The sequence below is a fragment of the Actinocatenispora sera genome (assembly GCF_018324685.1).
GTDB lineage: Bacteria > Actinomycetota > Actinomycetes > Mycobacteriales > Micromonosporaceae > Actinocatenispora > Actinocatenispora sera.
This window is the reverse complement of record NZ_AP023354.1, coordinates 3,889,341-3,911,858: the sequence shown is the minus strand read 5'-3', so window position 1 is coordinate 3,911,858 and position 22,518 is coordinate 3,889,341. Positions and strand designations below refer to the sequence as shown.

Sequence of the window (22,518 nt, the reverse complement as noted above, 5' to 3'; positions counted from 1 at the left end):
CCCGGCACGACCGGACCCGACGGGACCACCGGAGCAGCCGGGACCGTGGACGACACCGGACGAGTCACCGCAGGAACGCCAGGCACCGGAGCGGCAGGCACCGAGGGAGGTACCGGAGCGGCAGGCTCGACCTCCGCAGGGGCCGGGTCGGTGACTCGCTCCCGTTGTGGGACAACAGCTTCCGTGTCATTCGTGGTCTTCGGAGGCCGGAGAACACGAGCTTGACCAGCAGCATGAACGCCACCGCCGGCAGCGCCGCCAGACCCTTCGAGGTGAGGGAGTCTCCGGCTTGCGAGACCTGGGCGCCCAGTGAGAGCAGGCCGGAGGCGACCAGCAGCGCGACCGGGTAGGTGATCGAGCCGCCGGCCCGGCGCTTGCGGCGGATCTCCAACAGCGCACACGTGGGCATCAGCTCGGAGGCGACCGCGTTCGCCCAGCCGAACCAGTCGGCCGTCCCGTGCGGGAGCGCCTGCATCGTCCAGTCGTGCATGTGCGTGAACGACGCGGCACCGGCCATGACGCCGATCGCGCCCATGATCCCGAGCCGAGCGACATCCTCTACCCGCTGCGACTTGCTTGCCTCAGCCACCACAGGTCACCCCCTACTTGGTGTCGCGGTGGACGGACGAGACAGGAACGCCGGCGGATCCCCAGCCGTATCCAGCGCATCGGCCAGGCCTTGAACAACGCCCACGCCTCCGGCACGGTCAGCGGAAGCCGACGATGCCGAGCCCCGATCGCGATCCACGCCGACTCGTCGGTCATCCGCACCGTCACCGCCGTCGACTTGTCCGACCCGGGACCCGGATCCGGAACAGCCGCGCCCCGTCGTTGTCTGCCGGTACCGCACTCATCACGCCGCCTCCGTCCCGTCCGAGCCGTCCGCTGCCGGCAGGTTGCGCAGCTTGGCCAGCAGCGAGTCCGGCACCACCGGCGTCACATCGGCCGGCGGGCACTCCTCCAGGTCGACCACTTCCACCGGCTCCGGCCGCTTGGCCTCGTCCGCCTGGCCCTCGTTGCGGTTGCCAGCCATGGGGCAGCCGGGATGTCTTCGACGTCGTTGGCGTCGGTGGTGATCGGTGCGTACTCGGCGGCCATGTCGCGGATCTGGTCGTCATCGACGTAGGCGGCACGCACCCGGAACGGGTTCTTCTCGAACTCCGACAGCGCGTAGCCCATGCCCGGCGCCGTCAACGGGATCTGATCGGCCAGCGCACCGAGGTCACGCATCCCGTCGCCCAACACCATGTCCACCTGCGACGGGTGTCGAGCCCGAGGGCGATGCGGTAGGTGAACAGCCCGCGCATCGGGATGATGTCCTTCGACGGCTCCTGCACGCACCCGAGCACCACCCAGCCGACCGCCGCGCCCTTGGTCAGCAGCCGCCCCAACGCGTACTCAGCCCGGCGCCGCACATCCATCGGCGCGTACGCGGTCAGCGTCGCCAACTCGTCCACGATCACCAGATGCAGCGGGTGGGTCATCGACGGGTGAACTTGCGGACATTGCCCGCCAGCTCCAACGCCACGCAGTCCATATGATCGGCTTCCGCTTCCAGCAGCGCGACCATGGCTTCGGCCCGGTCCGCCTCATACCGGGTGAACAACGGGCGCCCGATGGACAGCTCCATGCCGCCCTTCGGGTCGATCCCGGTCACCTTCACCAGCCCGGCCCGGATCGCCGGCGCCAGGTAGCGCAGCACCGACCAGATCAGCGAGCCCTTACCCGACCGGGACCGGCCCGCCACCAGCACATGCCGGCCAGCAGCGGGATCGTCCAGCCGGTCCCGTCCTCGCGCATGCCGACCGGGACGGCCGCCAGGTCCACCGGCACCATCCCGGATTCGTCGGCTTGCGGGATCGGCAGCGCTGGCACCGTGGAGATCAGGATGTCCGTGTGCTGGAACTCCACCCACGCCTCACCCGGGCTACCCGGCACTTCCCACACCCTGCACGCCAACGCCCGCGCTGCGTTCGCCAACTCCCCCGTCTTGGCCCGGAGGCGTCGACCGTCATCCCGACCGGCACGTCCACCAGCAGCCGATCGGCCGCCGGCAGCACCTCCACCTTGCGGATGCCGGGATGACCTCCCCGTCGTGATCCCGCACGGTCAGCTTGCACCGGGTCATCCACCGATCCCAGCGACGCCCGTACCGGATCCAGCGACGCTGCCACCGCAGGATGCGGGCGTGACCCGCTGCTTGAACGAGACGGGCCAGGCGATGCGCCACACCACGCCGGCCACGACCGGGGCCAGGACCACACCGGCCAGCGCCCACCGGCCACCCACCAGCCCGGCCGTGCCCAGCGTGGCCACCACACCGTCGTGCGGGGGTGCTGGACCGCGAGCTTGATCACCCGGTACGCCCCGACGCCCACCGCTACCGGATCTGCACCACCAGCGGCATCGCGTCCCACAACCGCTGGCCCATCGACTCCCGGTAGACCTGCGTGGCCACCATCCGCTTAGCCATGACCCCCAACCCTCCGATAACCGTCCGTGACCGCGTTTGGGCATGAAGAAGGCCGCCCGCATGCTGTGTGCGTGACGGGCGGCCCTCGCCCTACCTTCCCTGACTTGCCGCGACGCCTACTGGCCGGCGGACAGCTTGCGCGCCAAGTGATCCAGGTTCTCCGACAACCGGGTCAACCAGCTAAACGACTGCTGCGCCGGACGGTCCAAGAACTCATCCTCAGCCACCGACAACTTCCGCTGCACCGACGCCACCTCGTCCGCCGCCGACCGCACCGACGCCGCCCACGAGCGAACCAGCGCCAAGCCCTCACCGTTGCCCACCTTGCCCTGCAACGCCGTCCGGACCTGCGCCAACGCCTCGTCTGCCATTGCTGCTCTCCTCACCTGTTGCCGGACATTCCGTTGACCTGCCGGATGAGCTGGCCGACTCATCGCCGGCCGACTCACCCCCGAGCGGCCCGCCGGACGACGAGCGAACCCCGTCCGGCCACTCGACCGCCGTACCGCCACCACGCCCGCTGCGGCAGCCCGTAGCGCATCGACGCCACGTCTTGCCGGTCCGGTAGGTCGCCCGCATCCACGCCCGTACCGGCACCGAGGCCATCACCGTTTCCCGTACCTGCCACCGAGCCCGTTGCGACGCCGCCACCGCCTGCCGGAGCGGCCGAGACAACTGCATCGCCGCCGCCCTTCACCGGTTCGCGTTCAGATGCCGCCGCACCTGCGCCAGCCACGCCGACATCTCGTCCATCGGCCGCTGCGCCTCCGCCACCCACCGCGACAACCGGTCATCGCCCAGACCACCCAGCGAACGCGACAGGCGCGCCAACGCCACCTGCACGTCCCCGCACGCATCCGCCCAACCGGCCACCAGCTCATCGGCCGCCGCAGCCGAGTCACGCCGCGCCATCACCAGCCACCCGCTCCCGCGCCGCCAGCACCCGCACGAACTGCCTCGCCGTCACCGACACCACACGCAGCCGCTCACCCGCAACGGACATCGCGTCCACGTCCCGAGCCGCCACCGCACCCCGCAACGCCCGCAACTCCGCGTCCGCCAGCTCCACCACCGCCGCCAGGTCATCCCAATCCAGAGCCATCACCGACCACCGCCGGAGCCCGACGCATCCCGGTCCCGAGCAGCCAACCGACGACGGAAGGCCCTGATCTCGGCGCGCTCGTGTGCGTCAAACGACGCCTTCACCGCGTGCGCGACCCCGACGACGACAGCCACTACCACTGCGATCAGCGCCACGAGTAACCCGGCCTGCGCAATCTCGCGATCATGCGACACGGCCCCCTTCCGGATCGACAGCCGCGCCAGTCGGCCGTTTCATCCAGCACCGACCGCGCGTCCTCGATCGCCCGTAGAGCCAGCGGGTAGTCCTGATCCGCGATCGCCGTGGAGATCCGCCGGAACGCGCACGGATGTCGAACACCCCGGCCGACACCAACGCCACATGCCGCCGCGAAACGAGTCCTCGCCGTTCACGCCGCACCGTCCACGTCCGCGAACAGCTCCGGCTGAATCACCGCCGGCACCGGCACCGTGGATGTGTTGCTACGGCCGCGAATCCGCCGCTTGCCCGGGCCGGCACGTGGTAGGTCATCGTGGGCAACCACTGCCCGCGGCCCAGCACCGGCAGCACGTCCGAGCGCCGCGATACCAGCTCGAACAGCTCTACCCGATCCACGTGCCGGAACCGGCCACCGTCCGCGCCAGTGCCGCCGCAGCACCGGCAATCTCGATCAACGCTGCCACCCGCTGCGCATCCGACCCACCCGTCAGGTACGCATCCCGGATCGCGTCGATCCCCGGCGCCGCCAACGCAGCCGCCTCATGCTTTCTGGTCACCGCCCGCTCCCTCCGCATCCACCCGTGGTCGACGCAGCCGGCCGGGAACATGCCGCAGCCCGGCCCACGTCACGAATCAGGCCGCCTTGTCCGAACGAGCCGCCTTGCCGCCAGCCACAGCCGGGCGGTAGCCCTCCGCGCGGAAGATGTAGCCCAGGTACTTGAACTCGCCCTGACCCATCACCCCGGCTCCGCCGTCAGGCCCTCCAGCTCGATGAGCCGCATGTCGGTACCCGCACCAGCTCGGCGTCTCCGGCACCGGCTGCACCGCCGCGACGAACAGCAGCGCGAACGACGCCCGCTTGGCGTTGGTCTCCGACGGGTCCGTCACGTTCGCCTTCCACTGAAGAAGGCCCGTCGCCTCGTCGCGCTTCTGCACCTTCGGCGCGTTCTTGTTCGGTTGTACTCGTAGTCCGCACCACCGGGCCGGACTGCATCAGGCCCTTCGGGAAGGCGACCTCAAACGGAGTCCCGAACCGCGTACCACGTCCCAGCACAACAACCACTCCTCTACTCGATGCCCCATTGGCCGCTCTCGACCGGGCTACTTTGTGACTAGCTTGGCTAGTCGTGCGCCGAGATCAGCATGACTCGCTTGGCTCGCCATGTCAACCATGTCGGGCAGATTTAGCCATCCTGGCTAGTCAGCCCGTACCCTGTGGCAATGACGCAGACGGATGCGCTGTCCGATCTGGACCCGGACGACCCCCGTCGCCGGCACAGCAGATCGCGAACGCGCTACGAGCAGCGATCCTGACCGGCCGGTTCCCGCCCGGCAACAAGCTCCCCTCACAGAACGACCTCGCGGCCCGGTACAACGTCGCCCGTGAGACCGTCAAGCGCGCCCTGGCGCAGCTGCACGCCGAGCACCTCACGGTCAGCCGGCAGGGCAGCGGCGTGTTCGTACGGCAGCGAACCGAGCGGCAGTCGGACTCCGGCCCCACATCGAAGCCGCGTTCGACCGGGCGCACGTGTCGATCGACTTCGCCGGATTCTCCGGCGAGACGCTGGCCGGTGCGATCACCGAACCGCTGGACAAGGTCCGCGCCGGACGCCTCACCCCGCAGTCCATCGCGATCCGACTGCTACTGACCGACGTCAGCCGACCCACGACGCTGCCGTCCAACGCCGAGACCGGCCAGGACGACCCCGCCGTACGAGCCCGCGCCGACCGGATCATCCGCCGGTCGTCGAGAGCATCGCCGAGCCCGTGCGCGAACTTGCCGCGATGGGCTGGTGCCCAGCGCCCGCGTCGAGGTCCGCACCCACGACATGCCACCCTCGTTCAAGCTCTACGTCATCAACCACGCCGAAGCGTTCTTCGGCCTGTACTCGGTGATCGACAACCGAGTCAGCATCGACGGCACCCCGACCGTCATCCGCGACGTGCTCGGCAAGGACTCGACCCTGTTCCACTTCGCCGACACCGACGGAGACACCTCGATCTCCCGCGAGTTCATCGAGCAGGCACAACAGTGGTTCGACACCCGCTGGACACCATCGCCCAGGACTACCCGCTATGACCCCCGCACAGGTCCTCGCCTCTGCCAGCCTGATCTTGCTCGACTTCGACGGGCCGACCGCCCACCTGTTCGCCGGCGCATCCGCCCGCACCGTCGCCGATCGACTCGCCGCCCAACTCGCCGCCGCCGGCGTCCGCTACCCGACGACGCCGACCAGTACGGACCACCCGAACTCGGCGCCGAACTCATCCGCCAGCACCGCGACCAGGCCGACACCATCGAAGCCCTCGTCAGTGCCGCCGAGACCGAAGCCGCCCGCACCGCCGAGCCGACCCCCGGATGTCGAGACATGCTCGATGCCGCCCAACGCACCGGCCGCCCCGTCGTCATTGTCAGCAACAACTCAGCCGCCGCCGTCTGCGCCTACCTCGACAAACACCACCTCACCGACTACATCGCCGAGGTCATCGGCCGGCCCCACGCCGCACCTGAACTCATGAAGCCCAACCCGTGCCCGTGCACGAGGCAGCACGACGTCACCACGTCCCGGCCGCGGACTGCGTACTGATCGGCGACTCAGCCACCGACATCGAGGCAGCGCAGGCCGCGGAGCAGCCAGCATCGGCTACGTGAATAAGCCTGGCAAAGCCGAATGTCTCAACAACGCCGGTGCGACGGTCACGATTGCCGACATGCATGACCTCGCCGACGCGATCCACAGGATCCACGATCCTAGCCGCGGAGCCTGACCGTGTTCGAGCCCATCGCTGTAAGCACCCATGTCCTTGCGGGCATCAGCGCCCGCTGCCAGAACTCGCCGAGCCCTGGTCGATGTCGGTAGCTGGGGAGCTGCACGAGCTGTGCGTCCGGTACAACGCAGAACCGATCGCCGTACTCCCGGCCCGATTCGGCCTCGTCGTCAAAGCGAACACCCCGGATGGCCAGATCGTCCTACGATCCAGCCCGACCCGAACGGCCGCCATCAAGGCGCCATTAGCGTTGCACTTGCGCAGATCGGGGTATCGCCTCAGGTCCACGAGGTCAGCACCACCGATCACGGCACATGGACAGTCATGGACATGATCGAGCCCGGAACACCACTCGGCGACCAGAACGTTCTTCCAGAGCCCGAGCAAGTCGCTGCGATGCTCGCCCTCTCATAGGTCAGCCAGCGCCCACGTCGGACTTACCGAAACCTCGTCGACTGGCTCCGCGACCGACTCACCGACGATCGCCTCCGAGACCTCGCGCCCGGTGTCAGGTTGCTTCCACAAAAGAACGCCGCGCCGCCCTGGCGGATCTAGACACACTGGCCCTCAACCACGTGCCTGGACTGTGCCACGCTGATGCTTCACCCTGGAACGTCCTCGCCGGCAAACACGAGCGCCTCTACCTCATTGACCCCCGGGGTATCAGTGGCGAAGTTTCCTATGATGCTGCGATCATCGCACTTAAGGCAGCACCACACCGCCCGTGAAACTCACTGCAAAGGCGATTAGCACTACTCTCAACATTATGCACGACGGGTGCTGCGTGGGCATCCATTGCCGCAATTGCTCGCGTCTAGCCAGCGCAATTCAAAGCCTTGCACCAGAACGCCAAACCCGAAAGAATCATCCCCGCGCCGAGCAAAATAGATTGCCAATGCGACATGTTGAAATTTACGTCGAGCGACACAGCTGTTCGCCCAGATCTTTCGACCACTTGTTCAGCAACCAAGTTATCCTTGGCTGACAGCCTCACCGAAGCGGCGGATGTAAAGCTCCTTGTCCGAGCCGTAACGGCGCGCAATATGATCAAAATAGATCATTGAGTCGGTTCGCCGAGAGATCGCAACCTTGGAGCCAGCGTACGTAAGCTAATAACGGCGCTCGCACCAATGCATACGATCGCAAGAGAAAGAACAATGCATGAATGGCGTGAATTGCATCGTGATGAAAGTCCGAAGCCCGCGGATCGATCGGACAAGAATTCCCCCCAACACGCTGCTCCCGCAAGAGTTGCCGCAGCCTTCGTGTCTGCGAATCGAATCCATCGTTGACCTGCCCGACGTGTCGCCAAGCATCGTCAGCCTTCACAATATCCGATGATCTGCGCCGATTGCGCCACCGATCAGTCTTTCGGTCAAGATTACCCACGAAACGCCTGAGTGCCCGTCATACAGACGATCGACGCAGCAGAGCATGGTTTCCTCCTAAGATCCGAGAATCCGGTGAGCGGAGGCCATGACTGCGGTTGACCTGGATGATTTCCTGCCGATATCGACAAGAGTGTTTCGGTTGAACTCGGACAAAACCCTGATTTATAGACAGTGGACACTCGCTCGATGTCGAGAAGCTTCCATCGAGGCCAGAACCTGCATCGACTCACCGATGCAGTGGCAGTGTGCAGACATGCGCAACTCCACGCAGCTTGGAGTAAACAAATACCCGCAGTCCACGGCGAGCATTTATCAAGCATCGACAGGCAACATTGCACAGGTCTTCGACAAGTTTGATGCCGACTTCGTTGCGATACAAGGCGATGGCGCTTTCGGTTGTTTTTGGGGCGACCACAGATACGCGCGAGCTATTTGCGCGGGTATCACCATCAAGACATTCAGTTATCGATATCTCTACCGCGATTGGAGAAGCGATGGCCCGACCTTCCTGAGACCGTCTGAAGTCGGCCTTGCAGCGAGTCCCCTATTGGTCAAGCGAGTCGGTGTGCCACGCACCAAACATCAAGCAGTCTGGGCCGGGAAAGCCGTCAACTACGCAGCAAAGCGGCACAGCAGGCCGACCGCATCAGATGATTGTGCAGGAAGTATATGGACTGGGCGAATAAGAGCGACTACTTGCCGCAACCTGCGGCTGCGATGGCGCCCCTAGCACCTCGATCTGGAAGACGTGACAATCGCGAAAATTCCGACGACGATGGCGAGCGCGAAGGTAAGCTCTCAAATCTATTGGTGCTGCGTGTCATGGAAACGAATTCTGCAACGCAGTCCTTGCGGGCAAGCGCACGCGTGCGACCGTAACGAAGCTTCATCAAGAGGCAATTAAGGCCGAATACGCCAAGGCGCTACGCGTTAACGCAGCCCGCCAACGCGAGGAACATCGGGCTCGCATCAATGGCATGCGCCAGTGACCTCTCCCTGGAGTCGGTTACAATGTCTTGACTCAGGTGATGGTTGGACGGATCTGTGTCAAGTGATGGTTGACGCTGGGTCTAGGAAATTTGGGGGACCGCCCGCGGCCGGTCGGCTTTGATGTTACGGACCGTTGGGTGGTGGTGCGCCGCACGATCTTGGTGTCGCCGTCGTCGAGGTCGATGGCCAGAGTCGTGTCGGACACCGCGATGGTGAGCGTCTGTGGCGGTGGCGCGGCCCAGGGCGATCTGCTGCCCGCAGACCATGACCACCCCGGTGTTGGAGGCCCGTCGTTGGACCCGGACCGGTTCCAGCGAGGGGCGTGGTGGTGGTCCTGCTTTCCGCGCTGCGCGTAGCCGGCCGACCTCGGCGGTGGTCAGCGGTTGGGTCGGTTGCGCAGCAGTTCGCGGGTGTCGAGATCGAACATCATCAGCGTGGTGGGTTCGATGCGGATCCCGACCCGCCGCCCGGCGAGGATCTCGGCGGCCAGCACGATGTGTTGTCCCAGCGAGACGGTGCCGGCGGCGCTGACGTGCGATCGACCTCGATCGCGTCGGTTGTGGCGGTGCCGCAAGGGTGGTGCCGCGGGCACCGCGCCCGCCCGGACCAGGCGGGCCAGGTCGTTGACCGTCAGGTCGATCGCAGCGACTTGATACGGCCGCCCCGGCGCTCAGGTGGATCACGTCGTGTCTGCCCAGAAACTGACCGTGATCCCGCGCGGGCCGGTCCGAGCCAGAACTGTTTGCCGGCGACCATCAGGTTGCCTGACGGCGGCACCACCCGGTCGAAAGCGATCGGCCCACGGTCCAGCCGCTGCCGGCTCGTTGCGCCTGTGACAGCCGCGCCCGTGGACTGCCGCAGGCCGCAGATGCCGGGTGCCGGACAGGCGGCGACCGCCGGCGGCAGCCACAGGTCAATCAGCGTCCGCTGCTGGTTCTCGACCGGACGAACCGCTCGGCGGAGTGACCGGCAGCGTGTCGTCCAACGCCTGATGGGGCGGTCGGTGTTGTAGTCGGCCACGCACGCATCCACGCCGCCTGCGCCTGCGCCACGCTGGGTGAACGCCTCAGCCTGGTCCAGAAAGTCCGGTCGGAACGTGCCGTGGAAACGTTCCACCTTCCCGTTCTGGTTGGGCGAGGCCGGCTGAGTGAGCCGATGCGTGATGCCGTTCTTGCGGCAGATCTTGTCGAACAACACCTCCCGCCCTTACCGAACCGGTCGGTGAACTGCTTTCCGTTGTCGCTCAACACCTCTTCGGGCACCCCGACCGGGCCAGGGCCTGCGCGAACGCCAGACACACCGCCCGGCTGGTGGCCGTTCCACCACCGCCGCCATCACACAAAACCGGGAATGATCATCGACGCCGGTGACCACCTTCGCCTCCCGACGCGCACCGGTGGCCGGGTTGATCAGCCAGATCCCACCAACGATGTCGACACCCACAACTGCATCGGCCCAGGCCGCTGCCACCGCAATACGAGTCACGAGGACGCTTCCGCGGCCGAGGCCGCACCAAACCTGCCGCGTCAGGATCCGGTTGATCGTGGCGTCGACGGCACCACCACATCCTCCAGCGGGCGACGCAACAGCTGCATCCGGATCCGCTTGGCACCCCACCGCGGATGCGCCGACGCATCTCCGCCACTACCACCTCAAATCGGGCCCGACCCGATGCGGACACGACACCGGCCGATGAGACCGATCCGCCACCGCTCACGCCCTCGGCCAGATACCGGCCACCCAGACATGCACCGTCTGCCGCGACACACCCACCGAGGCCGCGATCTCCGTGACCGCAGCGCCCGCCAACACCGCCCGCACCGCGTCCAACCGCCGCTCAACAACCGACAACGCAACCAGCGCCAACCCCGGCCTCCCTGACTCGATGACGCCCGCGGAGCGCCGCCGAACAGGACCACCGAACACGACCCGATGTCAACCATCAGCCGATACACGACTGTCAACCATCACCGAGACAGGACATGGAGTCGGTTACAAGGATTGCCGAATAGTCTCTACTGGATCAAGGCGCCGCTGGCGCGGCGCAGGCGCCGGGCACGGTCCGGGAAGGGCCGCCGCCTACGGCCTCCGGCTCGGCGGGCGGTAGGCCGGCCCGCGCCCGGCGCCGCCGTCGACGAGCACCGCCAGGACCAGGGCGAGCTGTTGGCACGGCCTTACGCTCGCCTCTGCGTGGTCACCGTTTCGCCGTGCTTGCGGGCGAGCGCTGCCGCGATGGCCCAGGACGGGGCCATCTTGCCCCCGAGTCAGCTGGGCACGAGCCGTGGCGCAAGCGCTGCCTGCCGAAAGGCACTGCTCAGCTCGCCGTGGTCGGGCCGACCCGATGGAAGCGCCCCGCGTCCTGCCGGTACACGCAGCTCATGCCGCCGAGGTCACCAGATCCACCAGGTCATCCGAGGGACGAGCAGGTAGCAGCACGGCCAGCGCGGCGCCGGCACCGGCACGTGGCGGCGGTAGTCGAGCAGCTGTCCGATCGCCATGCGGATGCTCTCCCGCGCGATCGAGCCCTTCGCCTCGTAGATCTCGCTAACGGTGGCGTCAAACAGGTCCGTACGGAGCGCGGCGACCTGTCCAGGCAGCGTCAGCTTCCACTGCATGACCTGGTGGCCCTGAGCTCCAACCACGCCCGGTACTGCTCGGTGAGCTCAGCCTCACGCCTGCGCGCCTTGCCACCCGGAGTTGCCTTGCGATCTGACTCCACCGCCACACGCGTTCCACAGCCACCAGCTCGGCACGCGGACCGGCTCCACGACGTCGCGACGGCTGGCATCCGACTCGCGATACTCGACCCGCCCCACCGGACGCAGCCGGAACACCCAAACCGATCGGGTCTCGCCCAACGCATCCGGCGCATCTTCCTGAGCACACGGCGAGTCATGTCCACTTCGAACTCGCCCACGTAGCGATGCAACTTGCCGCCGCGCTGCTTGCCCGAGGCCGCAATGAACAACCGCAGCGCCGACCTGCTTGCGATGCTCCAACAGCGACAGGTTCCCCTGCTGGAGCTGCTGGTCACCCTCGCTGCCCTCGCCGGTATACAGGAACACGTCGCCGCCCGGCGCCACCCATCGACGTAGCCGAACTTGCCTGCCTCCGCCGGATCCGCGTACAGAAACACGTTCGGTGTGCGCGTCGATGGCTCAATCCCCGCTGAGTGCCACCGCCCCACCGGGCAGCCCGATCGCCTCGCGTCAACACCGCACCCGGATCAAGATCGAACAACTCGTCCACGCCGACACGCTAGCCACCCGCTGCGACATCACCCGACAAGCACGCCTCCGGCGGGGCGCTCAGGCTCCGGGATGGACGGGGACCCGAGCGAGTACGGGTCGTGGGTGGCGGTCCATCCCGCCCGCCGACGCCCAGGCGATGCCGTAGCAGACCTGTCCTGTCTGGCGAAGGTCGTACGTCCGGTCGGGCGCTCCACCTTCACCAGACAGGACAGCCCCGCTACCCGGAGGTGGCCGACGGCAGACGGGATGGACAAGATCTCGGGGGTTCCTGGGGGCTCTGGGGGTTCGCTGGGGGCTCTGACGACGACCGACGACGACCATTCATGACCAGAGTCGACCAGCGTTGTCGCGGTCAACGCCATGATCAGCGCCGGAGCTGGGGTGGGGTGGACGAGTCGGCCGGTACGCCGGGGACTGTCACGAGATTGCCTCTGACCAGGCAAAACACCCGAGCAACACGGCCCCGGGGTCGCGTGGGGGTTACTCGTCTCCGCCCAGCACACTGTCGATCGCGCGACGCGCCCTGTCCTCGCTCGACGGCATCAGGTGCGTGTACACCCGCAGCGTGAAGCCGGGATCGTGGTGCCCGAGGTAGCTCGACAGGCTCTTGATGTTCTCCCCCGCGTCCAGCAGCGCCGAGGCGTAGAAGTGCCGCAGCGCGTGGACACCGGTCGCGCGCGACCGTTCGATGCCCGCCAGGCCAAGGCGGGATGCCACATCTTGCTGTCGAACGTCGACCGGTTGAGCGCACCGTTCCGGGTCGTCGTCAACAGCAGGTCCACCGTGGTCGGCTTCCCGGTCAGCGGGTTCTCCCACGGCAGCGTGATCGAGGTCGGGCCGAACCGACCACCGTCGATGTGGTCCTCGATTCGGCGCGCGATCATGCTAGGAAGCGGCACGTGCCGGTCGCGATCGTTCTTGGGCAGGCCGAAGACCAACCGCGAGCGGACCCGCTTGACCTGCCTCCGCACATGGATCACTCCGGCGTCCAGGTCCACATCATCGGGAGACAAGCCGAAGATCTCGCCCTGACGCAGGCCGCAACCGGCGCCGAGGTCCACCACCAGTCGGTACCGCTCAGGGACCGCCCGGCGGATCGCGGCCACCTGTTCGCGAGTCCAAGGAACGACGCGCCGTTCAGTGGGCCGCGGTTGCCGCACAGAGCGCGCTGTGCATGGGTTCTTGACGATCTTCTCGTCATCGACAGCCGCGCCGAGGATGGCGCGTAGGTGAGCAAACACGACCGAGCGCGTGGACGCCGACAACACGTCGTACAGCGAGCGGTCCCAATCCCGGATCAATCCAGGGTTGATCTTGCTCAGCGGACGATCCCCAAGCATCGGATAGAGGTGCTTGCGAACGCGGTACTCGACCGATTCGCGGGTCGACTCATCGAACGTCTGTCCGCGCATCCACTGCTCCGCGTAGTCGCGGAACAAGACCTTGCCGGCGGTGGGATCGACGTAGGTCCCTCGCCGCTTCTCGGACTCAACGGTGATGAGGAACGCCTCAGCATCGCCCTTCTGCTTGTCCGCGAAGGACTTGCTCCGCCGCTCCCCCGCGGGGGTCAGGTAGCGAACGCGGTACCGATCCCCTTGCCGTACCTCTCCGTCCGCTCCATCACCGGCTTGCCGCGGCCGTTGACGACCACCTTGCCGAACTCGTCTTGCGTCGGTCGGTACCAACGATCCTCGATGTGCGCCACGTCCCGCCGCCCTACGCCACGTCGCTCGAACTGAGCCACGCCCGAACGGCTACCGGGTCGTAGCGAAGGTGTTTGCCGCAGCGACGAGCCGGCGGGCCAGTGCGCTTCTTGCGCCAGGTCCGCAGCGTCTCGACCGGCACCCGGAGGTACGCCGCCACGTCGTCAATCGTCCAAGCAGGTTCGAGCCGAACCGCGTCCTTCGTGGACACAGCGATCCTCCCCAGATCCTTATGCCGCAACGGTTTGCGTTGCCAAAAGCTGCTGCTGTGCCTGTTGTTTCGCCGCGTCGAGTTGTGCCCGCCAGGCTTGCCGTTCGGCGATCTTGCGCAGGAAATGCACATGCGGCGGAGGCACGTCCGGGTCGTCCCGGGACGCCAACTCGTACTCGAACGGCGGAGGGTCGCCGGCCGCCTGGTCGTGCTCGCCGATCGTGGTTTCCCCGGTTGCCGAAAGCGCGAGGAGAGCTTTGACCCAGGCTTTGCGGTCGGCCCGGTGATCGGACAGGGTCTTGTTCGACCACTGCCGGGAGACCAGCACCCGCCGCCCGGTGAACCCGAGGGTGCGCCGCTGATGCACCTTGCCCTTGCACCGTCCCGGCCGCGCCGTAGCCTTCGCGTTCTTGGGCTGCACCCCGTACAGCAGCCAGTTCGCACAGGTCGGAGAGCACGGCAGGGTTTGCAGCTCGGCCGCCAGGCGGGCGAGGTGGTCTTCCTGCGCCCGCGACCCCGGAGCCACCGCGTCGGTGATGTCCTTCGCGATGTACTTGGTGATGTAGCGGATGGTCTTCTCGGCGCTCTCCGAGCCGCCCCGCACCCCGGCAAGGTGCACGCTGCCGAGCCGCACCACGTGCGCAGGTTCCGCGTCCGGGTCCTCATCCAAGGCGTCCAGCGCCTCATCCCAGGTCGGCAGCGCCGCCGAGGTTTCCGGGTCCCGGTAGGTCTTGGCGTCCGGGTCCCACACCGGCACTGCCCCGTCCGGGTCGTACACGATCTTGTCGTGGGCGGGCCACCACACCTGGTGGTAGGTCGCCGCCGCCACCTGCCGCACCAGTGCCCGCGGGAGTGCTCCCCGGACGGCGAAGTGCCCGTGTGGGGCCAGCCGCTTTTGCATCTCGACCGACCCGGCGTACTGGACGTTCCACCCGACCGCGCGGCGGAGGTTCTGCCAGAACCGGTCGAGCACCTTCGCGAAGTGGATCGCGTCCAGCGCCGCGGCCCGGTAGTCGTAGCTGTCCGGGTCCACCGGGGTCCCGACCCTGGGGTCGTGGGGCTGTGCAGCTCCCCGCACTCGCACACCTCCACCGCGCCGCGACGCCGGTAGGCGGAGTGGATCGGCCCGTAGCTGCCGAGCGTCAAGGTCAGGAACACCGAGTCCCGGTGCTCCCGGCCGTCGGTGCCGATGTGTGGGTGCGGGATGGTCCGGTTGGCGACGGGCAGGCGAGGAAGGTCCGGCGCGTCCTGCCGCCGTTTCGTGGACCGCTTCCGCGACGGGGCCGACTCGTCCGGATCGGTCCCGTCCTTCCGGCCGCCGGGCAGGACCGAGCCGCGCACACCGGCCGCGGTGATCTGCTCATCCACCCGGTCAATCTCCGCGTCCAGCTCGCGCACCTGGTCCCACTCGGCCGCCATCACCACCGACGTGCGGGCGAACTCCAGGACAGCCCGGTACTCCACCAAATCCCGCTGTTCATCGGTCGGGGCATCCGGGGTGGTGACCGGCTCTTCGGTAAGGTGCCAGCCTTCCCGGATCTGCTGCATGCGCAGCCTGCGGTTGGCTTCCGCGCACGGCTCACACTTCGCCGCCGACGTAGCCCCGCAGGGCACCGGCACCAGCTCGGTTTCCCCGGTCGCGGTGTTGGTACGGCGAAGCCACACCGGTTTGACGCACACCCCGAACTTCTTCGCCAGCTCAACCGCTACATCCTTCGCGATCGGCTGCAGCATCCGAGCTGCCCGCGACCCCGGACGCGGTTGGTCGTCCTGCCCGAGACCGGGCAGCATCATCGTGTCCACGGTGGTGGTCATCGGCCGATCACCACCGGACGGCCGTTAGCGCGGCCCGGCACGACCGGACCCGACGGGACCACCGGAGCAGCCGGGACCGTGGACGACACCGGACGAGTCACCGCAGGAACGCCAGGCACCGGAGCGGCAGGCACCGAGGGAGGTACCGGAGCGGCAGGCTCGACCTCCGCAGGGGCCGGGTCGGTGACTCGCTCCCGTTGTGGGACAACAGCTTCCGTGTCATTCGTGGTCTTCGGGAGGCCGGAGAACACGAGCTTGACCAGCAGCATGAACGCCACCGCCGGCAGCGCCGCCAGACCCTTCGAGGTGAGGGAGTCTCCGGCTTGCGAGACCTGGGCGCCCAGTGAGAGCAGGCCGGAGGCGACCAGCAGCGCGACCGGGTAGGTGATCGAGCCGCCGGCCCGGCGCTTGCGGCGGATCTCCAACAGCGCACACGTGGGCATCAGCTCGGAGGCGACCGCGTTCGCCCAGCCGAACCAGTCGGCCGTCCCGTGCGGGAGCGCCTGCATCGTCCAGTCGTGCATGTGCGTGAACGACGCGGCACCGGCCATGACGCCGATCGCGCCCATGATCCCGAGCCGAGCGACATCCTCTACCCGCTGCGACTTGCTTGCCTCAGCCACCACAGGTCACCCCCTACTTGGTGTCGCGGTGGACGGGACGAGACAGGAACGCCGGCGGATCCCCAGCCGTATCCAGCGCATCGGCCAGGGCCTTGAACAACGCCCACGCCTCCGGCACGGTCAGCGGAAGCCGACGATGCCGAGCCCCGATCGCGATCCACGCCGACTCGTCGGTCATCCGCACCGTCACCGCCGTCGACTTGTCCGACCCGGGGACCCGGATCCGGAACAGCCGCGCCCCGTCGTTGTCTGCCGGTACCGCACTCATCACGCCGCCTCCGTCCCGTCCGAGCCGTCCGCTGCCGGCAGGTTGCGCAGCTTGGCCAGCAGCGAGTCCGGCACCACCGGCGTCACATCGGCCGGCGGGCACTCCTCCAGGTCGACCACTTCCACCGGCTCCGGCCGCTTGGCCTCGTCCGCCTGGCCCTCGTTGCGGTTGCCAGCCATGGGGGCAGCCGGGATGTCTTCGACGTCGTTGGCGTCGGTGGTGATCGGTGCGTACTCGGCGGCCATGTCGCGGATCTGGTCGTCATCGACGTAGGCGGCACGCACCCGGAACGGGTTCTTCTCGAACTCCGACAGCGCGTAGCCCATGCCCGGCGCCGTCAACGGGATCTGATCGGCCAGCGCACCGAGGTCACGCATCCCGTCGCCCAACACCATGTCCACCTGCGACGGGGTGTCGAGCCCGAGGGCGATGCGGTAGGTGAACAGCCCGCGCATCGGGATGATGTCCTTCGACGGCTCCTGCACGCACCCGAGCACCACCCAGCCGACCGCCGCGCCCTTGGTCAGCAGCCGCCCCAACGCGTACTCAGCCCGGCGCCGCACATCCATCGGCGCGTACGCGGTCAGCGTCGCCAACTCGTCCACGATCACCAGATGCAGCGGGTGGGTCATCGACGGGGTGAACTTGCGGACATTGCCCGCCAGCTCCAACGCCACGCAGTCCATATGATCGGCTTCCGCTTCCAGCAGCGCGACCATGGCTTCGGCCCGGTCCGCCTCATACCGGGTGAACAACGGGCGCCCGATGGACAGCTCCATGCCGCCCTTCGGGTCGATCCCGGTCACCTTCACCAGCCCGGCCCGGATCGCCGGCGCCAGGTAGCGCAGCACCGACCAGATCAGCGAGCCCTTACCCGACCGGGACCGGCCCGCCACCAGCACATGCCGGGCCAGCAGCGGGATCGTCCAGCCGGTCCCGTCCTCGCGCATGCCGACCGGGACGGCCGCCAGGTCCACCGGCACCATCCCGGATTCGTCGGCTTGCGGGATCGGCAGCGCTGGCACCGTGGAGATCAGGATGTCCGTGTGCTGGAACTCCACCCACGCCTCACCCGGGCTACCCGGCACTTCCCACACCCTGCACGCCAACGCCCGCGCTGCGTTCGCCAACTCCCCCGTCTTGGCCCGGAGGGCGTCGACCGTCATCCCGACCGGCACGTCCACCAGCAGCCGATCGGCCGCCGGCAGCACCTCCACCTTGCGGATGCCGGGGATGACCTCCCCGTCGTGATCCCGCACGGTCAGCTTGCACCGGGTCATCCACCGATCCCAGCGACGCCCGTACCGGATCCAGCGACGCTGCCACCGCAGGATGCGGGGCGTGACCCGCTGCTTGAACGAGACGGGCCAGGCGATGCGCCACACCACGCCGGCCACGACCGGGGCCAGGACCACACCGGCCAGCGCCCACCGGCCACCCACCAGCCCGGCCGTGCCCAGCGTGGCCACCACACCGGTCGTGCGGGGGTGCTGGACCGCGAGCTTGATCACCCGGTACGCCCCGACGCCCACCGCTACCGGGATCTGCACCACCAGCGGCATCGCGTCCCACAACCGCTGGCCCATCGACTCCCGGTAGACCTGCGTGGCCACCATCCGCTTAGCCATGACCCCCAACCCCTCCGATAACCGTCCGTGACCGCGTTTGGGCATGAAGAAGGCCGCCCGCATGCTGTGTGCGTGACGGGCGGCCCTCGCCCTACCTTCCCTGACTTGCCGCGACGCCTACTGGCCGGCGGACAGCTTGCGCGCCAAGTGATCCAGGTTCTCCGACAACCGGGTCAACCAGCTAAACGACTGCTGCGCCGGACGGTCCAAGAACTCATCCTCAGCCACCGACAACTTCCGCTGCACCGACGCCACCTCGTCCGCCGCCGACCGCACCGACGCCGCCCACGAGCGAACCAGCGCCAAGCCCTCACCGTTGCCCACCTTGCCCTGCAACGCCGTCCGGACCTGCGCCAACGCCTCGTCTGCCATTGCTGCTCTCCTCACCTGTTGCCGGACATTCCGTTGACCTGCCGGATGAGCTGGCCGACTCATCGCCGGCCGACTCACCCCCGAGCGGCCCGCCGGACGACGAGCGAACCCCGTCCGGCCACTCGACCGCCGTACCGCCACCACGCCCCGCTGCGGCAGCCCGTAGCGCATCGACGCCACGGTCTTGCCGGTCCGGTAGGTCGCCCGCATCCACGCCCGTACCGGCACCGAGGCCATCACCGTTTCCCGTACCTGCCACCGAGCCCGTTGCGACGCCGCCACCGCCTGCCGGAGCGGCCGAGACAACTGCATCGCCGCCGCCCTTCACCGGTTCGCGTTCAGATGCCGCCGCACCTGCGCCAGCCACGCCGACATCTCGTCCATCGGCCGCTGCGCCTCCGCCACCCACCGCGACAACCGGTCATCGCCCAGACCACCCAGCGAACGCGACAGGCGCGCCAACGCCACCTGCACGTCCCCGCACGCATCCGCCCAACCGGCCACCAGCTCATCGGCCGCCGCAGCCGAGTCACGCCGCGCCATCACCAGCCACCCCGCTCCCGCGCCGCCAGCACCCGCACGAACTGCCTCGCCGTCACCGACACCACACGCAGCCGCTCACCCGCAACGGACATCGCGTCCACGTCCCGAGCCGCCACCGCACCCCGCAACGCCCGCAACTCCGCGTCCGCCAGCTCCACCACCGCCGCCAGGTCATCCCAATCCAGAGCCATCACCGACCACCGCCGGAGCCCGACGCATCCCGGTCCCGAGCAGCCAACCGACGACGGAAGGCCCTGATCTCGGCGCGCTCGTGTGCGTCAAACGACGCCTTCACCGCGTGCGCGACCCCGACGACGACAGCCACTACCACTGCGATCAGCGCCACGAGTAACCCGGCCTGCGCAATCTCGCGGATCATGCGACACGGCCCCCTTCCGGGATCGACAGCCGCGCCAGTCGGGCCGTTTCATCCAGCACCGACCGCGCGTCCTCGATCGCCCGTAGAGCCAGCGGGTAGTCCTGATCCGCGATCGCCGTGGAGATCCGCCGGAACGCGCACGGGATGTCGAACACCCCGGCCGACACCAACGCCACATGCCGCCCGCGAAACGAGTCCTCGCCGTTCACGCCGCACCGTCCACGTCCGCGAACAGCTCCGGCTGAATCACCGCCGGCACCGGCACCGTGGATGTGTTGCTACGGCCGCGAATCCGCCGCTTGCCCGGGGCCGGCACGTGGTAGGTCATCGTGGGCAACCACTGCCCGCGGCCCAGCACCGGCAGCACGTCCGAGCGCCGCGATACCAGCTCGAACAGCTCTACCCGATCCACGTGCCGGAACCGGGCCACCGTCCGCGCCAGTGCCGCCGCAGCACCGGCAATCTCGATCAACGCTGCCACCCGCTGCGCATCCGACCCACCCGTCAGGTACGCATCCCGGATCGCGTCGATCCCCGGCGCCGCCAACGCAGCCGCCTCATGCTTTCTGGTCACCGCCCGCTCCCTCCGCATCCACCCGTGGTCGACGCAGGCCGGGCCGGGAACATGCCGCAGCCCGGCCCACGTCACGAATCAGGCCGCCTTGTCCGAACGAGCCGCCTTGCCGCCAGCCACAGCCGGGCGGTAGCCCTCCGCGCGGAAGATGTAGCCCAGGTACTTGAACTCGCCCTGACCCATCACCCGCGGCTCCGCCGTCAGGCCCTCCAGCTCGATGAGCCGCATGTCGGTACCCGGCACCAGCTCGGGCGTCTCCGGCACCGGCTGCACCGCCGCGACGAACAGCAGCGCGAACGACGCCCGCTTGGCGTTGGTCTCCGACGGGTCCGTCACGTTCGCCTTCCACTGAAGAAGGCCCGTCGCCTCGTCGCGCTTCTGCACCTTCGGCGCGTTCTTGTTCGGGTTGTACTCGTAGTCCGGCACCACCGGGCCGGACTGCATCAGGCCCTTCGGGAAGGCGACCTCAAACGGAGTCCCGAACCGCGTACCACGTCCCAGCACAACAACCACTCCTCTACTCGATGCCCCATTGGCCGCTCTCGACCGGGCTACTTTGTGACTAGCTTGGCTAGTCGTGCGCCGAGATCAGCATGACTCGCTTGGCTAGCCATGTCAACCATGTCGGGCAGATTTAGCCATCCTGGCTAGTCAGCCCGTACCCTGTGGCAATGACGCAGACGGATGCGCTGTCCGATCTGGACCCGGACGACCCCCGGTCGCCGGCACAGCAGATCGCGAACGCGCTACGAGCAGCGATCCTGACCGGCCGGTTCCCGCCCGGCAACAAGCTCCCCTCACAGAACGACCTCGCGGCCCGGTACAACGTCGCCCGTGAGACCGTCAAGCGCGCCCTGGCGCAGCTGCACGCCGAGCACCTCACGGTCAGCCGGCAGGGCAGCGGCGTGTTCGTACGGCAGCGAACCGAGCGGGCAGTCGGACTCCGGCCCCACATCGAAGCCGCGTTCGACCGGGCGCACGTGTCGATCGACTTCGCCGGATTCTCCGGCGAGACGCTGGCCGGTGCGATCACCGAACCGCTGGACAAGGTCCGCGCCGGACGCCTCACCCCGCAGTCCATCGCGATCCGACTGCTACTGACCGACGTCAGCCGACCCACGACGCTGCCGTCCAACGCCGAGACCGGCCAGGACGACCCCGCCGTACGAGCCCGCGCCGACCGGATCATCCGCCGGTCGGTCGAGAGCATCGCCGAGCCCGTGCGCGAACTTGCCGCGATGGGGCTGGTGCCCAGCGCCCGCGTCGAGGTCCGCACCCACGACATGCCACCCTCGTTCAAGCTCTACGTCATCAACCACGCCGAAGCGTTCTTCGGCCTGTACTCGGTGATCGACAACCGAGTCAGCATCGACGGCACCCCGACCGTCATCCGCGACGTGCTCGGCAAGGACTCGACCCTGTTCCACTTCGCCGACACCGACGGAGACACCTCGATCTCCCGCGAGTTCATCGAGCAGGCACAACAGTGGTTCGACACCCGCTGGGACACCATCGCCCAGGACTACCCGCTATGACCCCCGCACAGGTCCTCGCCTCTGCCAGCCTGATCTTGCTCGACTTCGACGGGCCGACCGCCCACCTGTTCGCCGGCGCATCCGCCCGCACCGTCGCCGATCGACTCGCCGCCCAACTCGCCGCCGCCGGCGTCCCGCTACCCGACGACGCCGACCAGTACGGACCACCCGAACTCGGCGCCGAACTCATCCGCCAGCACCGCGACCAGGCCGACACCATCGAAGCCCTCGTCAGTGCCGCCGAGACCGAAGCCGCCCGCACCGCCGAGCCGACCCCCGGATGTCGAGACATGCTCGATGCCGCCCAACGCACCGGCCGCCCCGTCGTCATTGTCAGCAACAACTCAGCCGCCGCCGTCTGCGCCTACCTCGACAAACACCACCTCACCGACTACATCGCCGAGGTCATCGGCCGGCCCCACGCCGCACCTGAACTCATGAAGCCCAACCCGTGGCCCGTGCACGAGGCAGCACGACGTCACCACGTCCCGGCCGCGGACTGCGTACTGATCGGCGACTCAGCCACCGACATCGAGGCAGCGCAGGCCGCGGGAGCAGCCAGCATCGGCTACGTGAATAAGCCTGGCAAAGCCGAATGTCTCAACAACGCCGGTGCGACGGTCACGATTGCCGACATGCATGACCTCGCCGACGCGATCCACAGGATCCACGATCCTAGCCGCGGAGCCTGAC

35 protein-coding genes and 3 pseudogenes are annotated in these 22,518 nt (G+C 67.9%); 6 read left to right on the top strand and 32 right to left on the bottom strand.

From position 1 onward, the window contains the following. Positions 1 to 64 precede the first annotated feature (64 nt). From Asera_RS18645 to Asera_RS18595, 11 genes are all read right to left on the bottom strand, one after another. Entirely contained in the window at positions 65 to 589 is a 525-nt protein-coding gene (locus Asera_RS18645) for a DUF2637 domain-containing protein (RefSeq protein ID WP_212804668.1), read from the bottom strand. 264 nt (positions 590 to 853) lie between these two features. Next, complete coding sequence (locus tag Asera_RS18640; RefSeq protein WP_212804667.1) at positions 854 to 1,033, bottom strand: hypothetical protein; 180 nt, start codon at positions 1,031 to 1,033, stop codon at positions 854 to 856. A gap of 157 nt (positions 1,034 to 1,190) precedes the next feature. Further along, the gene (locus Asera_RS18635) at positions 1,191 to 1,484 is read right to left on the bottom strand and encodes a hypothetical protein (protein ID WP_212804666.1); all 294 of its coding nucleotides are present in this window, start codon (positions 1,482 to 1,484) and stop codon (positions 1,191 to 1,193) included. Further along, positions 1,481 to 1,702 (bottom strand): hypothetical protein, encoded by a 222-nt coding sequence (locus tag Asera_RS18630; RefSeq protein WP_212804665.1) that lies wholly within the window; start codon positions 1,700 to 1,702, stop codon positions 1,481 to 1,483. The genes Asera_RS18635 and Asera_RS18630 overlap by 4 nt, the downstream gene beginning before the upstream one ends. Before the next feature lie 8 nt (positions 1,703 to 1,710). Further along, positions 1,711 to 1,938 (bottom strand): hypothetical protein, encoded by a 228-nt coding sequence (locus tag Asera_RS18625; RefSeq protein ID WP_212804664.1) that lies wholly within the window; start codon positions 1,936 to 1,938, stop codon positions 1,711 to 1,713. A gap of 186 nt (positions 1,939 to 2,124) precedes the next feature. Beyond that, positions 2,125 to 2,316, bottom strand: a complete 192-nt coding sequence (locus Asera_RS18620; RefSeq protein WP_212804663.1) for a hypothetical protein — start codon at positions 2,314 to 2,316, stop codon at positions 2,125 to 2,127. A 273-nt stretch (positions 2,317 to 2,589) separates the two neighbouring features. Next, on the bottom strand, positions 2,590 to 2,844 hold the full coding sequence (locus Asera_RS18615; protein WP_030447955.1) for a hypothetical protein: 255 nt from the start codon (positions 2,842 to 2,844) through the stop codon (positions 2,590 to 2,592). Positions 2,845 to 3,166: 322 nt separating this feature from the next. Beyond that, the gene (locus Asera_RS18610) at positions 3,167 to 3,385 is read right to left on the bottom strand and encodes a hypothetical protein (protein ID WP_157035007.1); all 219 of its coding nucleotides are present in this window, start codon (positions 3,383 to 3,385) and stop codon (positions 3,167 to 3,169) included. Further along, the gene (locus Asera_RS18605; protein ID WP_212804662.1) at positions 3,372 to 3,575 is read right to left on the bottom strand and encodes a hypothetical protein; all 204 of its coding nucleotides are present in this window, start codon (positions 3,573 to 3,575) and stop codon (positions 3,372 to 3,374) included. The genes Asera_RS18610 and Asera_RS18605 overlap by 14 nt, the downstream gene beginning before the upstream one ends. A gap of 581 nt (positions 3,576 to 4,156) precedes the next feature. Then, positions 4,157 to 4,330: a hypothetical protein gene (locus tag Asera_RS18600; RefSeq protein WP_212804660.1), complete on the bottom strand. Its 174-nt coding sequence runs from the start codon at positions 4,328 to 4,330 to the stop codon at positions 4,157 to 4,159. Between the two features lie 76 nt (positions 4,331 to 4,406). Continuing rightward, a complete protein-coding gene (locus tag Asera_RS18595; RefSeq protein WP_212804658.1) occupies positions 4,407 to 4,709 on the bottom strand; it encodes a hypothetical protein in 303 nt (100 codons plus the stop codon). Positions 4,710 to 5,056: 347 nt separating this feature from the next. Between Asera_RS18595 and Asera_RS34005 the strand changes: the two genes are divergently transcribed. From Asera_RS34005 to Asera_RS33995, 4 genes are all read left to right on the top strand, one after another. Further along, positions 5,057 to 5,422: a winged helix-turn-helix domain-containing protein gene (locus Asera_RS34005; protein WP_425305983.1), complete on the top strand. Its 366-nt coding sequence runs from the start codon at positions 5,057 to 5,059 to the stop codon at positions 5,420 to 5,422. 144 nt (positions 5,423 to 5,566) lie between these two features. Then, entirely contained in the window at positions 5,567 to 6,361 is a 795-nt protein-coding gene (locus tag Asera_RS34000; RefSeq protein WP_483297581.1) for an HAD family hydrolase, read from the top strand. Beyond that, the gene (locus Asera_RS34120; protein ID WP_212804656.1) at positions 6,304 to 6,426 is read left to right on the top strand and encodes an HAD hydrolase-like protein; all 123 of its coding nucleotides are present in this window, start codon (positions 6,304 to 6,306) and stop codon (positions 6,424 to 6,426) included. The genes Asera_RS34000 and Asera_RS34120 overlap by 58 nt, the downstream gene beginning before the upstream one ends. 430 nt (positions 6,427 to 6,856) lie before the next feature. Continuing rightward, complete coding sequence (locus Asera_RS33995; RefSeq protein WP_212804654.1) at positions 6,857 to 7,270, top strand: phosphotransferase; 414 nt, start codon at positions 6,857 to 6,859, stop codon at positions 7,268 to 7,270. A 329-nt stretch (positions 7,271 to 7,599) separates the two neighbouring features. Here the strand turns inward: Asera_RS33995 and Asera_RS34115 are convergent, their stop codons facing one another. The 21 genes and pseudogenes from Asera_RS34115 to Asera_RS18500 all read right to left on the bottom strand — a co-directional run bounded on the left by Asera_RS34115 (position 7,600) and on the right by Asera_RS18500 (position 20,734). Beyond that, complete coding sequence (locus Asera_RS34115) at positions 7,600 to 7,854, bottom strand: Pycsar system effector family protein (protein ID WP_483297580.1); 255 nt, start codon at positions 7,852 to 7,854, stop codon at positions 7,600 to 7,602. Positions 7,855 to 9,553: 1,699 nt separating this feature from the next. Then, positions 9,554 to 10,185: pseudogene (locus Asera_RS18575) on the bottom strand (integrase core domain-containing protein); the annotation flags it as partial. A gap of 451 nt (positions 10,186 to 10,636) precedes the next feature. Further along, the gene (locus tag Asera_RS18570; RefSeq protein WP_212804650.1) at positions 10,637 to 10,789 is read right to left on the bottom strand and encodes a helix-turn-helix domain-containing protein; all 153 of its coding nucleotides are present in this window, start codon (positions 10,787 to 10,789) and stop codon (positions 10,637 to 10,639) included. Positions 10,790 to 11,313: 524 nt separating this feature from the next. Next, positions 11,314 to 11,565 (bottom strand): hypothetical protein, encoded by a 252-nt coding sequence (locus Asera_RS18565; RefSeq protein WP_212804648.1) that lies wholly within the window; start codon positions 11,563 to 11,565, stop codon positions 11,314 to 11,316. Between the two features lie 27 nt (positions 11,566 to 11,592). Beyond that, positions 11,593 to 11,988: an SRA domain-containing endonuclease gene (locus Asera_RS34110; protein WP_483297582.1), complete on the bottom strand. Its 396-nt coding sequence runs from the start codon at positions 11,986 to 11,988 to the stop codon at positions 11,593 to 11,595. Between the two features lie 666 nt (positions 11,989 to 12,654). After that, complete coding sequence (locus Asera_RS33630) at positions 12,655 to 12,891, bottom strand: tyrosine-type recombinase/integrase (RefSeq protein ID WP_280529735.1); 237 nt, start codon at positions 12,889 to 12,891, stop codon at positions 12,655 to 12,657. Positions 12,892 to 13,079: 188 nt separating this feature from the next. Next, positions 13,080 to 13,586: pseudogene (locus Asera_RS33625) on the bottom strand (tyrosine-type recombinase/integrase); the annotation flags it as partial. A 155-nt stretch (positions 13,587 to 13,741) separates the two neighbouring features. After that, positions 13,742 to 13,918, bottom strand: a complete 177-nt coding sequence (locus Asera_RS33165) for a hypothetical protein (RefSeq protein ID WP_244844258.1) — start codon at positions 13,916 to 13,918, stop codon at positions 13,742 to 13,744. After that, complete coding sequence (locus Asera_RS33990) at positions 13,891 to 14,220, bottom strand: helix-turn-helix domain-containing protein (protein WP_157035010.1); 330 nt, start codon at positions 14,218 to 14,220, stop codon at positions 13,891 to 13,893. Before Asera_RS33990 ends, Asera_RS33165 begins: the two co-directional genes overlap by 28 nt. Further along, a complete protein-coding gene (locus Asera_RS33155; RefSeq protein ID WP_244843935.1) occupies positions 14,108 to 15,166 on the bottom strand; it encodes a replication initiator in 1,059 nt (352 codons plus the stop codon). The genes Asera_RS33990 and Asera_RS33155 overlap by 113 nt, the downstream gene beginning before the upstream one ends. A 266-nt stretch (positions 15,167 to 15,432) precedes the next feature. Continuing rightward, positions 15,433 to 15,822, bottom strand: a pseudogene (locus tag Asera_RS33810) (replication initiator); the annotation flags it as partial. A 77-nt stretch (positions 15,823 to 15,899) separates the two neighbouring features. Then, positions 15,900 to 16,526 carry a hypothetical protein gene (locus tag Asera_RS18545; protein WP_157035009.1) on the bottom strand — a complete coding sequence of 209 codons (627 nt, stop codon included), beginning with the start codon at positions 16,524 to 16,526 and terminating at the stop codon, positions 15,900 to 15,902. Between the two features lie 13 nt (positions 16,527 to 16,539). Further along, complete coding sequence (locus tag Asera_RS18540) at positions 16,540 to 16,794, bottom strand: hypothetical protein (protein ID WP_051802640.1); 255 nt, start codon at positions 16,792 to 16,794, stop codon at positions 16,540 to 16,542. Further along, positions 16,794 to 18,422, bottom strand: a complete 1,629-nt coding sequence (locus Asera_RS18535) for a P-loop NTPase family protein (RefSeq protein ID WP_157035008.1) — start codon at positions 18,420 to 18,422, stop codon at positions 16,794 to 16,796. Before Asera_RS18535 ends, Asera_RS18540 begins: the two co-directional genes overlap by 1 nt. A 117-nt stretch (positions 18,423 to 18,539) precedes the next feature. Continuing rightward, on the bottom strand, positions 18,540 to 18,794 hold the full coding sequence (locus Asera_RS18530) for a hypothetical protein (protein WP_030447955.1): 255 nt from the start codon (positions 18,792 to 18,794) through the stop codon (positions 18,540 to 18,542). Between the two features lie 324 nt (positions 18,795 to 19,118). Then, positions 19,119 to 19,337 (bottom strand): hypothetical protein, encoded by a 219-nt coding sequence (locus Asera_RS18525; RefSeq protein ID WP_157035007.1) that lies wholly within the window; start codon positions 19,335 to 19,337, stop codon positions 19,119 to 19,121. After that, the gene (locus Asera_RS18520; RefSeq protein WP_030447953.1) at positions 19,337 to 19,528 is read right to left on the bottom strand and encodes a hypothetical protein; all 192 of its coding nucleotides are present in this window, start codon (positions 19,526 to 19,528) and stop codon (positions 19,337 to 19,339) included. The genes Asera_RS18525 and Asera_RS18520 overlap by 1 nt, the downstream gene beginning before the upstream one ends. Further along, positions 19,528 to 19,716, bottom strand: coding sequence for a hypothetical protein (locus Asera_RS18515; RefSeq protein ID WP_030447952.1), 189 nt, complete (start codon positions 19,714 to 19,716; stop codon positions 19,528 to 19,530). The genes Asera_RS18520 and Asera_RS18515 overlap by 1 nt, the downstream gene beginning before the upstream one ends. Further along, positions 19,713 to 19,925 carry a hypothetical protein gene (locus tag Asera_RS18510; protein ID WP_212804644.1) on the bottom strand — a complete coding sequence of 71 codons (213 nt, stop codon included), beginning with the start codon at positions 19,923 to 19,925 and terminating at the stop codon, positions 19,713 to 19,715. The genes Asera_RS18515 and Asera_RS18510 overlap by 4 nt, the downstream gene beginning before the upstream one ends. Then, on the bottom strand, positions 19,922 to 20,290 hold the full coding sequence (locus tag Asera_RS18505) for a hypothetical protein (RefSeq protein ID WP_212804642.1): 369 nt from the start codon (positions 20,288 to 20,290) through the stop codon (positions 19,922 to 19,924). The genes Asera_RS18510 and Asera_RS18505 overlap by 4 nt, the downstream gene beginning before the upstream one ends. 78 nt (positions 20,291 to 20,368) lie before the next feature. Next, complete coding sequence (locus tag Asera_RS18500) at positions 20,369 to 20,734, bottom strand: hypothetical protein (protein ID WP_212804640.1); 366 nt, start codon at positions 20,732 to 20,734, stop codon at positions 20,369 to 20,371. Positions 20,735 to 20,961: 227 nt separating this feature from the next. Between Asera_RS18500 and Asera_RS18495 the strand changes: the two genes are divergently transcribed. Both Asera_RS18495 and Asera_RS18490 read left to right on the top strand, forming a co-directional pair. Further along, positions 20,962 to 21,825, top strand: coding sequence for a winged helix-turn-helix domain-containing protein (locus Asera_RS18495; protein WP_030447949.1), 864 nt, complete (start codon positions 20,962 to 20,964; stop codon positions 21,823 to 21,825). Then, positions 21,777 to 22,517 carry an HAD family hydrolase gene (locus Asera_RS18490; RefSeq protein WP_212804638.1) on the top strand — a complete coding sequence of 247 codons (741 nt, stop codon included), beginning with the start codon at positions 21,777 to 21,779 and terminating at the stop codon, positions 22,515 to 22,517. Before Asera_RS18495 ends, Asera_RS18490 begins: the two co-directional genes overlap by 49 nt. The last annotated feature ends 1 nt before the right edge of the window (position 22,518 follow it).